This is a genomic window from Streptomyces sp. NRRL S-646 (assembly GCF_000720765.1).
Classification (GTDB): domain Bacteria; phylum Actinomycetota; class Actinomycetes; order Streptomycetales; family Streptomycetaceae; genus Streptomyces.
Map to the genome: position 1 here is coordinate 156,231 of NZ_JODC01000003.1, position 12,084 is coordinate 168,314.

The following is a 12,084-nucleotide window of genomic DNA, read 5'->3' on the forward strand; positions in this document are numbered from 1 at the left end:
ATGAAACAGTGCACGCACGCCGACGCGCTGCCCGATCCGGAACCCGGTCCACGGACCGAGACATGTCCGGAGTGTCTGGCAGCGGGCACGCACCCGGTACAGCTGCGGCTGTGCCTCACCTGCGGCCATGTCGGCTGCTGCGACTCCTCGCCCGGCCGGCATGCGACGGAGCACCACAAGGACTCCGGCCACCCGATCATGCGCACATTCGAACCCGGCGAGAACTGGCGTTGGTGCTTCGTGGACCACGTTCTCGTGTGACCCTGGACAGCCGGGGGACGACCCACGATCCGGACGGTTCGACCGTCTGACGTCTGGGTACGTCAACCCGGCGCGCGTTCTTCCCAATTGGAGCCGCAGACCCCTAGACACGGAGCGTGTCCACAGTTTTACTGTGAGTGACGGCAAGGGGTTGGGGTCCCGGGGACGGGAAACTTGAGAGCGCGATAGCGTCACCGCTGAACCACACATCGCGTTATCCCGGGGGGCAACCCTCGGCCCCGAGAAGCTTGTACCACCTTGGAGGTGAGGGTGTCCCAGATCGCAGGCGAGCCCGCGACCCAGGACTTCGTGGAAGTCCGGCTGCCGGCTGCGGGTGCCTACCTGTCGGTGCTGCGTACGGCGACTGCCGGCCTCGCGGCCCGTTTGGACTTCACCCTCGACGAGATCGAGGACCTTCGCATCGCGGTGGACGAGGCCTGCGCGATCCTGCTCCAGCAGGCCGTGCCCGGCTCGGTGCTGAGCTGCGTCTTCCGGCTCGTCGACGACTCTCTCGAGGTCACCGTCTCGGCCCCGACCACGGACGGCCACGCCCCCTCGCGGGACACCTTCGCCTGGACCGTCCTGTCCGCACTTGCGGGCAAGGTCTCCTCCGCCGTGGACAAGGACAAAACCGTTTCGATCAGCCTCTACAAACAGCGCGGCGCGGGACCCGGGCCGGCGTGAGGACAGGGGACGGGCCGGTGCGTGACGAAGAGCGCGGCACACGAGAGCTGCCGGCCGAGGGCGCAGACGGATCCCGACGCATCGGGGACTCCGTGGGCGGCGCCGACGGCATCGACGGCATCCCCGAGCAGGCCCGGCCGCATCCGGAGGACGACGCCGACAGCGCAGCGGCGGCCGGCTTCCCGGACGACGGGCAGCGGGATCGGGAAGGTGCCGTGCAGAGCACGCCTCTGGACGGACGGAACGGGGTCACCCCGGTCCGAGCAGAGGCGAGGGCTCGGAGAAGGGCGACGGGCGGGACGATGAGCGAGCACGAGCGAAACGCCGAGGGCGACGGGCAGAACGCGCAGCGCGTGCCGCAGGCCACGCAGCACGACGCACAGGACCGCAGCGGGGCGCGCGCGATGTTCATCGAGCTGCGCAGCCTGAAGGACGGCAGCACGGAGTACGCGGAACTGCGCAACAAGCTGGTCCGTATGCACCTGCCGCTCGTCGAGCATCTCGCGCGCCGCTTCCGCAACCGCGGCGAGCCGCTGGACGACCTCACGCAGGTCGCCACCATCGGCCTGATCAAGTCGGTCGACCGCTTCGACCCGGAGCGCGGCGTCGAGTTCTCGACGTACGCGACCCCGACGGTCGTCGGTGAGATCAAGCGCCACTTCCGCGACAAGGGCTGGGCGGTGCGCGTGCCCCGGCGCCTGCAGGAGCTGCGCCTGGCCCTGACGACGGCGACCGCTGAGCTCTCCCAGCAGCACGGCCGCTCCCCCACGGTGCACGAGCTCGCCGAGAAGCTGGCGATCTCCGAGGAGGAGGTCCTGGAGGGCCTGGAGTCCGCCAACGCGTACTCCACACTCTCCCTGGACGTCCCCGACACGGACGACGAGTCCCCGGCCGTGGCCGACACCCTGGGCGCCGAGGACGAGGCCCTGGAGGGCGTCGAGTACCGCGAGTCGCTCAAGCCGCTCCTGGAGGACCTGCCGCCCCGGGAGAAGCGGATCCTGCTGCTGCGTTTCTTCGGCAACATGACGCAGTCGCAGATCGCGCAGGAGGTCGGCATTTCACAGATGCACGTGTCCCGGCTGCTGGCCCGCACACTGGCCCAGCTGCGGGAGAAGCTCCTGGTGGAGGAGTAGGACTACTGCTTGCCGTCCTGCGCACGGCCCGGGCCCTTGATCCCGAGGGCCTGGGTCGTCGCCGGATTGACCAGCAGGACCAGCTCGACGACGGCCACGACGGCGAGCGCGATGCCCGCCGGGATCGCCACACTGTCGGCCTGCAGCAGGTTGTAGGCCACCGGCAGCGCCATGATCTGCGTGATCACGGCCGGTCCCCGGCTCCAGCTCTTCTGCCTGAGCAGCCCGCGCGCGGCCAGCAGCGGCAGCAGGGCGAGGACGAACAGCGTGACACCGCCGGTGACGGCGGACCGGCGGTCGTCCGGGGCACCCGTGAGGCCCTCCACGAGCATCCAGACGCCTCCGACGGCCAGTGCAAACCCCTCCAGCGCGGCGAGCGCCGCGGCGTAGGTCAGGCGGCGCGGGCGGGGGCCGGTGTTTTCCTCGGTGGCGGGGGTCTTCTCACTGGTCACCCCTGAAGGGTAGCCCTGGGGACGTGCGCCTCCAGGGCGAGCCCGGGGGACGCGGACCGCCGGGGCGAGGTTGAGCCACCACCCCGTGGTGAGCCTCACGCCCCCACCTCTTACCTGATCCCTACCTCGAGCTGTGCCCGGTACTTCCCAGTAGGTACGCTGCAACTCATGCGTGCACTTCTCGTGGCCAATCCGGCAGCAACCACCACAAGCGCACGTACGCGCGATGTCCTGACCCATGCCCTGGCGAGCGAGATGAAGCTCGAGGCGGTCACCACGGAGTACCGCGGACACGCGCGCGACCTGGGCCGGCAGGCGGCGGAGAGCGACGACATCGACCTCGTCGTGGCCCTCGGCGGCGACGGCACGGTCAACGAGGTGGTCAATGGCCTGCTGCACGCGGGCCCCGACCTGGAGGGCCTCCCCCGTCTGGCCGTGGTCCCCGGCGGCTCCACGAATGTCTTCGCCCGCGCCCTGGGCCTGCCCAACGACGCCGTCGAGGCGACCGGCGCACTGCTGGACGCCCTGCGCGAGGGCAGCGAACGTACGGTCGGCATGGGCATCGCCGAAGGCACGCCGGGTACCGAGGACGAGGCGGTGCCCTCCCGCTGGTTCACGTTCTGTGCGGGGCTCGGCTTCGACGCCGGCGTGGTGGGGCGGGTCGAGCAGCAGCGCGAGCAGGGCAGGAAATCCACCCACGCCCTGTACCTGCGCCAGGTCGCACGCCAGTTCCTGCAGGAACCCAACCGGCGGCACGGGTCGATCACTCTGGAGCGGCCCGGCGAGGAGCCGGTGACCGATCTGGTGCTGTCGATAATCTGCAACACGTCACCGTGGACGTATCTGGGCAATCGTCCGGTGTACGCCTCGCCTAAGGCCTCGTTCGATACCGGGCTCGACCTGCTGAGTCTCAGCCGTATGTCCACGGTCTCGGCTGCCCGGTATGCCACGCAGTTGCTCACTTCGTCCCCCGAGCGCGGACCCCATGGCAAGCACGTGGTGTCCCTGCACGACCTGGACCGGTTCACCTTGCATTCGAAGGTGCCCCTACCCCTCCAGATGGACGGCGACCACCTGGGGCTGCGTACGAGCGTGACGTTCACAGGCGTACGCCGTGCACTGCGTGTGATTGTGTGAGCAGAAAGGGCTGAAGTCCTTTCACTCGAACGTTTAGGCCAGGATCCACCCCATGGAAGTACGGCTGTGACCTAGTCGACACCGAGGAATCAAAAAAAACTTTCCGGAAGGGGTTGTATCCGCCGCTGAGGTTTGCGAGTCTCTACGTGGCGATCGGGACGGCCCGCAACACCGGCCTCAACAGATCACCGGAACCCCTCTCCAAATCACAGGACCTCGCCAGGGAACCTGGCGCTCGGCCCTTCACTTGTTGAGGGATTCGTGAAAGCGTTCACATTCACAAGCAACCCGCATGTAATACCAAGGAGAGGTAGCAGCCATGGACTGGCGTCACAACGCCGTTTGCCGCGAGGAAGACCCCGAGCTCTTCTTCCCCATCGGCAACACCGGTCCTGCGCTGCTGCAGATCGAGGAAGCCAAGGCCGTCTGCCGCCGCTGCCCCGTCATGGAGCAGTGCCTGCAGTGGGCGCTCGAGTCCGGCCAGGACTCCGGCGTCTGGGGTGGTCTCAGCGAGGACGAGCGTCGCGCCATGAAGCGCCGTGCCGCCCGCAACCGGGCCCGTCAGGCCTCCGCCTGACAACCCGCCCCGCAGCCTGAGCTTGGCGGCGCGTACAGCGAGTACGCATCTCCCGCCCCCGAGCCGCAGCGCGCAGTACCCCCGATGCGCAGCACAAGCTGGCAACGAGCATTTCAGCCCCGGACCTGGAACGGTCCGGGGCTTCTTGCTGTGCACGGACCTGTCGTACGGCACCTCGTGTGTACGGCGCTACTTGTTCGCCTGCACCGGAACGTCGAGGATCACCCGCGTCCCCCGCTCCGGCGCCGGGACCATGTCGAACGTGCCGCCCAACTCCCCCTCCACCAGGGTCCGTACGATCTGCAGCCCCAGGTTGCCGGCGGTGTGCGGGTCGAAGCCCTCGGGCAGGCCGACGCCGTCGTCCTGGACGGTGACCAGGAGACGGGCCTCCTTTGTCGTGCCGCCGCGGACCGCTGAGACCTCGACCGTGCCGGTGTCGCCCTCGCGGAAGCCGTGTTCGAGCGCGTTCTGCAGGATTTCCGTCAGGACCATGGACAGCGGGGTGGCCACCTCGGCGTCCAGGATGCCGAAGCGGCCGCTGCGCCGGCCGGTGACCTTGCCCGGCGAGATCTCCGCGACCATGGCCAGCACCCGGTCGGCGATCTCGTCGAACTCCACTCGCTCGTCGAGGTTCTGGGAGAGCGTCTCGTGCACGATTGCGATCGATCCGACACGGCGGACGGCTTCTTCGAGCGCCTCCCGGCCGCGGTCGGACTCGATGCGCCGGGCCTGCAGGCGGAGCAGGGCCGCGACCGTCTGGAGGTTGTTCTTCACCCTGTGGTGGATCTCCCGGATGGTCGCGTCCTTGGTGATCAACTCGCGCTCGCGGCGGCGCAGTTCGGTGACGTCGCGGAGCAGGACCAGCGAACCGATGCGGGTGCCCTTGGGCTTGAGCGGGATCGCGCGGAACTGGATGACCCCGTCCCTGGCCTCGATCTCGAACTCGCGGGGCGCCCAGCCGCTGGCCACCTTGGACAGCGCCTCGTCCACCGGGCCGCGGGTCGGGGCGAGTTCGGCGGTGGTCTTGCCGAGGTGCTGGCCGACGAGGTCGGAGGCGAGGCCCATGCGGTGGTACGCAGACAGTGCGTTCGGGGAGGCGTACTGGACGATGCCGTCCGCGTCGAGGCGGATCAGGCCGTCGCCGACGCGCGGCGCGGCATCCATGTCCATCTGCTGGTTCGCGAACGGGAAGGAACCGGCCGCGATCATCTGCGCCAGGTCCGAGGCGCTCTGCAGATACGTCAGTTCGAGGCGACTCGGGGTGCGCACGGTCAGGAGGTTGGTGTTGCGCGCGATGACGCCGAGGACGCGTCCGTCCCGCCGTACGGGGATCGACTCGACCCGCACGGGGACCTCCTCGCGCCACTCGGGATCGCCCTCGCGCACGATCCGGCCTTCGTCCAGCGCCGCGTCCAGCATGGGGCGGCGGCCGCGCGGGACGAGGTGGCCGACCATGTCGTCCTGGTAGGAGGTGGGGCCCGTGTTGGGGCGCATCTGGGCGACGGAGACGTAGCGTGTGCCGTCGCGGGTGGGGACCCACAGGACGAGGTCGGCGAAGGAGAGGTCGGACAGCAGCTGCCACTCCGAGACCAGCAGATGGAGCCACTCGAGGTCGGAGTCGTCGAGGGCGGTGTGCTGGCGGACCAGTTCGTTCATGGAGGGCACGTGTGTGAGCGTACCTGGGGGTATGTGCAGGTCCTAAATACGACCGGAGGTCCGTACAGGCCCTGAGAACACCCGCGGGCCGCGGCGCCTGGGAGGGACCCTCAACCCTCCCGGCACCGCAGCCCGGAGCAATATCGGCCGCGGGGTGTGCGGTCCCGGATGGCCGAAGGATGAGGAGCCGGGGCAGTCAGGGCAGAGAGCTCCGGATCCTCCGTCCGTCTTCCTGTGCGGGGAAGACGGAAGTCTCACCACTTCAATTGTGGACTAGACCACTATGCGTGTCCATGCGTTGGAGCCTGTTCGTTGTTGTTATTTCCCGGCCCGACTCCAACAGGTTGGACGCCCTGGTGTCCACCACGCAGCCTAACCCGTGTGGGTTCATGTGCGGGGCCAGATGGGCATGGCAATTTCCGCGGACGCTTCCAGCTCCTCGCGGCTCGCATCCGGCCCTGCAGGACACGCAGGGCGTCCGGCGGGGCCGCGGGCAGCTGCTGCCGGAACCGCGGTGGGGCTCAGTGCGTCTCCGTCACCTTCGCCAGCGCGCGCGGGGCGTCCGGGTCCTGGCCGCGGGCGATGGTGATCTCGTGGGCCAGGAGCTGGAGCGGGATGATCTCCAGGATCGGCTGGACCTCCTCGGCCACGCCCTCGGTGGGCAGGACGAAGCCGGCCGAGGCCTGCTCGACCTGGTGCGCGGGGCCGACGACGAACAGGTCTGCGCCGCGGCCGCGCAGCCGGTCGAGAACGGGCTGGAGGGCCTCGCCGCCCTTGCCGTCGGTGACCACCGCGATGACCGGGGAGACGTTGTCGACCATGGCGAGGGGGCCGTGCAGGAGGTCGGCGCCGGAGTAGGAGAGGGCGGGGATGTAGCTGGTCTCCATGAGCTTGAGGGCGGCCTCCTTGGCCGTGGGATAGCCGTAGCCGCGGGAGGTGATGACCATGCGTTCGGCGAAGCGGTAGCGGGCCGCGAGGGCGCGGATCTCGTCCTGCCGGGCGAGCAGCTGCTCGGCGAGGTCCGGCAGCGCCTTCGCGGGGGCACCGTCGCCGCCGTGCAGGCCCTCGACGAAGAGGTAGAGGGCGAGGAGGGAGGCCGTATAGGTCTTGGTCGCGGGGAGGGCCTTCTCCGGCCCGGCCATGATGTCGACGTGGTACTCGGAGACGCCGGCCAGCGGTGAGCCGGGGTTGTTGGTCACGGCCAGGGTGATCGCACCGGCCTCGCGGGCGGCGCGGGTCGAGGCCACCAGGTCGGGGGAGCCGCCGGACTGGCTGACGGTGACGACGAGGACGTCGGTGAGGTCCGGGCGGGCGCCGTACGCCGTGGTGGTGGACATCGAGGTGAGGCCGCAGGGCAGGCCGAGGCGGATCTCCAGGAGGTACTTGGCGTAGAGGGCGGCGTTGTCGGAGGTGCCGCGGGCGGTCAGCAGGACGAAGCGGGGTTTGCGGGCGGCGATGTCCTGGGCCACCTGCCGGATGCCGGGGGCGCCCTCCTCCAGGAGGCGGCGCAGCACGGCGGGCTGCTCGGCCATCTCGCGGGCCATGATCCGGCCCGGGACGTCGGTCGGGGGGTCCGGTGTCGCGGCGGTCATGGTGGGGTCCTTCCGGGTCGGTTGCGCAGTGCTGCGAGGTGCTGCGCAGGGCAGTACCGGCCCCATTCGACTCCCCCACGGCGAATGGCGTCTGTCCTCCGCATGGAAAGACGATGACCCCACTCGACCTGGGCCACAAGGGGCGACTCTGTTAGATTGGTCTAAACCACATAGCCCGTTCCGGGTGCCGGTTGAGCCCCCCTCTACGGACCGTTTCTTCAGATCGGCAGGCCAGCGTGGAAGTTGTCATCGTTCCGGACGCCAAGTCGGGCGGCGAGCTCATTGCCGAGGCCATGGCGCAGCTTCTGAGGCGCAAGCCCGCGGCGCTGCTGGGCGTGGCCACCGGCTCCACCCCGCTGCCCATCTACGAGGCGCTCGCGGCCAAGGTGCGCTCCGGTGCCGTGGACGCCTCGCGGGCGCGGATCGCGCAGCTCGACGAGTATGTGGGGCTGCCGGCCGAGCATCCGGAGTCGTACCGTTCGGTGCTCAGGCGTGAGGTGCTGGAGCCGCTCGGGATCGGGATGGACGCGTTCATGGGGCCCGACGGGACGGCCGAGGACGTGCAGTTGGCGTGTGCCGCGTACGACACGGCGTTGGCCGAGGCCGGCGGGGTGGATCTGCAGTTGCTCGGGATCGGGACCGACGGGCACATCGGGTTCAACGAGCCGTGCTCCTCGTTGGCCTCGCGGACCCGGATCAAGACGCTGACCGAGCAGACCCGGGTCGACAATGCGCGGTTCTTCGACGGGGACATCGAGCAGGTGCCGCATCACGTGATCACTCAGGGGATCGGGACGATTCTCGAGGCGCGGCATCTGGTGCTGCTGGCGACCGGTGAGGGGAAGGCCGACGCGGTCGCCGCCACTGTTGAGGGGCCGGTGGCTGCGGTGTGCCCCGCCTCGGCGCTGCAGATGCATCCGCATGCGACGGTTGTTGTCGATGAGGCGGCCGCGTCCAAGCTGAAGTTTGCGGATTACTTCCGGCACACGTATGTCAACAAGCCCGCCTGGCAGGGGATTTAGCCGGGTTTCGTCTGCCGAGTTTTGTAGTCTGCGGACTGCGGGCCGAGGTGGGTTGCTCGCGCAGTTCCCCGCGCCCCTGAAGGGCGCGGCAGGCGCCGGTCCCTTGAAAGGGCCCGGCGCCTTCGGCGTCGTAGCTGCTACTCCCCCGCGATGACCTCCGCCGCCGCTCGTCCGCATACCCGGGCCGCGCCGTGAGTGGCGATGTGGAGGGCGCCTCGGGGAGTGGCCTGAGGGAGGCCCATCTCCACCACGATCGTGTCGGGGCGGGCCGACAGCAGGGTGTCCAGGGCGGATGCCATCCAGGGGTGGCGGTGTTCGTCGCGGACTACGGCCACGATGCGGCGGGGGCCGGCCGCGGCCAGGGCGGTGCGGCCCGCGTCCTCGCCGGCGAAGCTGCCCGTCTCCGTGCCGGGGAGGAGGCGGAAGAGTTCCGCCGCGACGCCCCAGGGGGTCTCGTCGCCGACCGCGATGTTGGCGACGGGGGTGAGGGCGGCGACGTAGGGCGGTTCGGTGAGCGGGGTGAAGGGCTCCGCAGCGGTCGTCCTCAGGGCGCGGCGGGCTGCGCGGAGGCCCACCTCGGTGTCGGGGGTGCGTTCCGTGTCCGTTGCCGCCGCGGCGGCGGTCCAGCGGGCCAGCGCCCGGACCCGTTCCGCCGCGTCCGCCAGGCGTTCCTCGGGGAGTTCGCCGGTGCGGACCGCCGAGACGAGAGCGTCGCGCAGGCGTCGTACCGTCTCGTCGTCGGCGAGGCCGCCGCCCACACAAATCGCGTCGGCGCCGGCGGCCACGGCGAGGACGCTGCCGCGCTCGATTCCGTACGTACCCGCGATGGCCTGCATCTCCATGCCGTCGGTGACGATGAGGCCGGCGTAGCCGAGTTCGCCGCGGAGCAACTCCGTGAGCATGCGCGGCGAGAGGGTCGCCGGGTGGTCCTGGTCCAGGGCGGGGATCAGGATGTGCGCGCTCATCACCGCGCGGGTTCCGGCCGCGATCGCCGCGCGGAACGGGGCCAGTTCGCGGGACTGGAGTACCGATGTGTCCACGTCGATGCGCGGGAGCGCGTGGTGGGAGTCGACGGCCGTGTCGCCGTGGCCCGGGAAGTGCTTGGTGCAGGCGGCGACTCCGGCAGATTGGAGGCCCGTCACATAGGCCGCCGTGTGGCGGGCGACCAGGTCGGTGTCGGCGCCGAAGGAGCGTACGCCGATCACAGGGTTGGACGGGTTGGAGTTCACGTCGGCCGACGGGGCCCAGTTGAGGTTGACGCCGCAGGCGGCGAGGCGGCGGCCGAGTTCGGCGGCCACCTCCCTGGTCAGCTCGACGTCGTCCACGGCGCCCAGCGCGTTGTTGCCGGGGAAGGAGGAGCCGTTGCGGACCTCGAGGCGGGTGACGTCGCCGCCCTCCTCGTCGATGGCGACGAGGACGTCGTCACGTTCGGCGCGCAACTGGGCGGTCAGAGCGGCCAGTTGATCGGGCGAGGCGATGTTGCGGCCGAACAGGCCGACGGAGGCGAGACCTTCGCCCAGGCGCCGCAGCAGCCAGTCGGGGGCGGTGGTGCCGGTGAAGCCCGGCTGCAGGACCGTCAGGGCGTCGCGCGTCAGAGTGTCCGTACCGCTGGCGAATGTCGTCATCGGGTGGCGTTATCCCTTCACTGCGCCGGCGGTCAGGCCCGCGGCCATCTTGCGCTGGACGAGGAGGAACAGGACGACGATCGGCACGGCCATCATCGTGGCTCCGGCCATCATCGGGGCGTATTCGGTGCCGTGCTTGGTGGTGAAGTTGCCGAGCCAGACGGTCGCGGTCTGGTTCTTCTGGCTGAGCAGCATCAGGGCGTAGAGGTATTCGTTCCAGGCCTGGATGAAGCCGTAGACCGAGGTGGCGACCATGCCGGGGGCCAGGAGGGGGAAGACGACCCGGATGAAGGCGCCCGTACGGCTGCAGCCGTCGACCATCGCCGCCTCTTCCAGTTCCTTCGGGATGTTGACGATGAAGCCGCGCAGCGTCCACACCGTGAAGGGGAGGATGAAGGTCAGATACGTGATGATCAGGCCAGACAGCTTGTCGTACTGCTCAAGGTCGTTGAGGAGCAGGAAGATCGGGATGATCATGGCGACCAACGGGACCATCTGGACCGCGAGGATGCCGACGATCACGATCTTGCGGCCGCGGAAGGCGAACCGGGAGATGGCGAGCGCCGCCAGCATCCCGACGACGATGCCGATCGCCACGACCGAGACGGAGACGATCAGGCTGCGGCCGACCGGGCCCCAGAAGTCCGCGATGGCCAGCGCCCGGCGGAAGTTGTCGAGGGTGAAGCCGGTCGGGAACAGGCTGGGGTCGGGGTCGATGGTGTCCTTGGCCGGCTTGATGGCCGTGTTGAGCATCCAGTAGACGGGGAAGCCGGCGGTGAGGAAGACCAGGAGACCGAGGAGGTTCCAGCCGGCCTTCGTCTTCCGGGGTCGCCCGGCGGTGGTCGCGGGTCCCCCCGTGGTGGTCGCGGGTCCCCCGGTGGTGATCGCGCTCATTCGACCTCTCCGATCTTCAGCATCTGGCGCATGTACACGGCGACCACGCCGAGCAGCAGCACCACGGTGATCAGGGCGATCGCGGAGCCCTGCGCATAGTCGTTGACGACGAAGGCACGGTCGTAGGAGTAGGTGGTGAGGAGCTGGAACTCCGCCTCCGGGTGGCCGTTTCGCATCACGAAGACCTGCGGGAAGACGCCCATGTCCCAGATGACCGACAGGGTCGTGAGCATCACGATGATCGGCTTGAGGATGGGCAGGGTGACGTACCGGAAGACGCCCCAGGAGCCCGCGCCGTCGAGGCGGGCCGCCTCCTCCAGTTCGGCGGGGACCTGGGTGAGGCCGGCGCTGAGCGTGATGACGACGAAGGGGACGGCGCCCCAGACCACCAGGAGCATGATGACGGCGAGGCCCTGCGGGCCGCTGGCGAACCAGTTGTGGCCGATCAGCTCGACGCCGGGCAGCTTGCTGAGCAGGGCGTTGAGGATGCCGTAGTCGGCGTCGAACAGCCACTTGAAGACGGTGGTGGCCACGATGATGGGCATGCCCCAGCTGGCCACCAGCACGATGTTGACCAGCGTCTTCATCCAGCCGGAGACCCGCTGCAGGAGCAGGGCGATCAGCATGCCCAGCACCATCGTGAAGACGACCGAGCCGCCCGCGAAGACGATCGTGCGCAGCACGACCTGCCAGAACTCGCCGTCGCCCAGCACCCCGGTGAAGTTGTCGAACCCGACCCATTCGGCCGGCAGGAAGCCCCACAGCTGGGACTGGCCGAACTTCTGGAAGGAGAGGGTGACGAGGCGGACCAGCGGATAGCCGAGGACCAGGCCCAGGATCAGCAGACAGGGGGCGAGCAGCAGCCACGGGGTGGCCGCGCCGCCCGAAGTCCGGGCTCTGCGTGGGTTCCTGGCGACCGGCGGGGGTGGCGGCGCCTGCCGCGGCGGCGGCACCTTGGCAGGGGTGGTCGTGTCTGCGGCACTCATCGCGCGCTCCTCAGCGGTCCCTCAGGTCGTACGGAGAGCGGGGTTCCGCCCAGGCGGAACCCCGC

Annotated in this window: 12 protein-coding genes; 6 read left to right on the top strand and 6 right to left on the bottom strand. The window is 69.5% G+C overall.

Going from position 1 to position 12,084, the window contains the following annotated elements; translation table 11 throughout:
- From IH68_RS0105115 to IH68_RS49630, 3 genes are all read left to right on the top strand, one after another.
- Window positions 1-261 (top strand): UBP-type zinc finger domain-containing protein, encoded by a 261-nt coding sequence (locus IH68_RS0105115; RefSeq protein WP_030928987.1) that lies wholly within the window; start codon window positions 1-3, stop codon window positions 259-261.
- Between the two features lie 270 nt (window positions 262-531).
- Complete coding sequence (locus IH68_RS0105120; RefSeq protein ID WP_003992877.1) at window positions 532-945, top strand: hypothetical protein; 414 nt, start codon at window positions 532-534, stop codon at window positions 943-945.
- Complete coding sequence (locus IH68_RS49630; protein WP_078912320.1) at window positions 942-2,078, top strand: RNA polymerase sigma factor SigF; 1,137 nt, start codon at window positions 942-944, stop codon at window positions 2,076-2,078. The genes IH68_RS0105120 and IH68_RS49630 overlap by 4 nt, the downstream gene beginning before the upstream one ends.
- Before the next feature lie 2 nt (window positions 2,079-2,080).
- Here the strand turns inward: IH68_RS49630 and IH68_RS0105130 are convergent, their stop codons facing one another.
- A complete protein-coding gene (locus IH68_RS0105130; protein WP_030928992.1) occupies window positions 2,081-2,530 on the bottom strand; it encodes a hypothetical protein in 450 nt (149 codons plus the stop codon).
- Between the two features lie 168 nt (window positions 2,531-2,698).
- Between IH68_RS0105130 and IH68_RS0105135 the strand changes: the two genes are divergently transcribed.
- Window positions 2,699-3,667 carry a diacylglycerol/lipid kinase family protein gene (locus IH68_RS0105135; protein ID WP_030928995.1) on the top strand — a complete coding sequence of 323 codons (969 nt, stop codon included), beginning with the start codon at window positions 2,699-2,701 and terminating at the stop codon, window positions 3,665-3,667.
- Window positions 3,668-3,986: 319 nt separating this feature from the next.
- Window positions 3,987-4,244 carry a WhiB family transcriptional regulator gene (locus tag IH68_RS0105140; protein ID WP_016639615.1) on the top strand — a complete coding sequence of 86 codons (258 nt, stop codon included), beginning with the start codon at window positions 3,987-3,989 and terminating at the stop codon, window positions 4,242-4,244.
- A gap of 189 nt (window positions 4,245-4,433) precedes the next feature.
- Here IH68_RS0105140 and IH68_RS0105145 read toward each other — a convergent pair whose 3' ends face one another.
- Window positions 4,434-5,900 (bottom strand): sensor histidine kinase, encoded by a 1,467-nt coding sequence (locus IH68_RS0105145; RefSeq protein WP_030928997.1) that lies wholly within the window; start codon window positions 5,898-5,900, stop codon window positions 4,434-4,436.
- Window positions 5,901-6,421: 521 nt separating this feature from the next.
- Entirely contained in the window at window positions 6,422-7,492 is a 1,071-nt protein-coding gene (locus tag IH68_RS0105150; RefSeq protein ID WP_030929000.1) for an SIS domain-containing protein, read from the bottom strand.
- A gap of 236 nt (window positions 7,493-7,728) precedes the next feature.
- On the opposite strand from IH68_RS0105150, the gene nagB reads away from it, so the two are divergent.
- Window positions 7,729-8,514 (top strand): glucosamine-6-phosphate deaminase, encoded by a 786-nt coding sequence (gene nagB / locus IH68_RS0105155; protein WP_030929003.1) that lies wholly within the window; start codon window positions 7,729-7,731, stop codon window positions 8,512-8,514.
- Between the two features lie 137 nt (window positions 8,515-8,651).
- On the opposite strand, the gene IH68_RS0105160 is transcribed toward nagB, so the two are convergent.
- From IH68_RS0105160 to IH68_RS0105170, 3 genes are read right to left on the bottom strand one after another with little or no spacing between them, the layout of a single operon-like run.
- The gene (locus IH68_RS0105160) at window positions 8,652-10,139 is read right to left on the bottom strand and encodes a glycoside hydrolase family 3 protein (RefSeq protein WP_030929006.1); all 1,488 of its coding nucleotides are present in this window, start codon (window positions 10,137-10,139) and stop codon (window positions 8,652-8,654) included.
- 9 nt (window positions 10,140-10,148) lie between these two features.
- The gene (locus IH68_RS0105165) at window positions 10,149-11,033 is read right to left on the bottom strand and encodes a carbohydrate ABC transporter permease (protein WP_030929009.1); all 885 of its coding nucleotides are present in this window, start codon (window positions 11,031-11,033) and stop codon (window positions 10,149-10,151) included.
- Complete coding sequence (locus IH68_RS0105170) at window positions 11,030-12,019, bottom strand: carbohydrate ABC transporter permease (RefSeq protein ID WP_030929012.1); 990 nt, start codon at window positions 12,017-12,019, stop codon at window positions 11,030-11,032. The genes IH68_RS0105165 and IH68_RS0105170 overlap by 4 nt, the downstream gene beginning before the upstream one ends.
- Between the last annotated feature and the right edge of the window lie 65 nt (window positions 12,020-12,084).

Excerpts from the sequence above, each read along its gene's own strand:
- IH68_RS0105115 (WP_030928987.1), top strand. The coding sequence starts at position 1 with ATGAAACAGTGCACGCACGCCGACGCGCTGCCCGATCCGGAACCCGGT.
- IH68_RS0105135 (WP_030928995.1), top strand. The coding sequence starts at position 2,699 with ATGCGTGCACTTCTCGTGGCCAATCCGGCAGCAACCACCACAAGCGCA.
- IH68_RS0105140 (WP_016639615.1), top strand. The coding sequence starts at position 3,987 with ATGGACTGGCGTCACAACGCCGTTTGCCGCGAGGAAGACCCCGAGCTC.
- IH68_RS0105145 (WP_030928997.1), bottom strand. The coding sequence starts at position 5,900 with ATGAACGAACTGGTCCGCCAGCACACCGCCCTCGACGACTCCGACCTC.
- IH68_RS0105150 (WP_030929000.1), bottom strand. The coding sequence starts at position 7,492 with ATGACCGCCGCGACACCGGACCCCCCGACCGACGTCCCGGGCCGGATC.
- IH68_RS0105160 (WP_030929006.1), bottom strand. The coding sequence starts at position 10,139 with ATGACGACATTCGCCAGCGGTACGGACACTCTGACGCGCGACGCCCTG.
- IH68_RS0105165 (WP_030929009.1), bottom strand. The coding sequence starts at position 11,033 with ATGAGCGCGATCACCACCGGGGGACCCGCGACCACCACGGGGGGACCC.
- IH68_RS0105170 (WP_030929012.1), bottom strand. The coding sequence starts at position 12,019 with ATGAGTGCCGCAGACACGACCACCCCTGCCAAGGTGCCGCCGCCGCGG.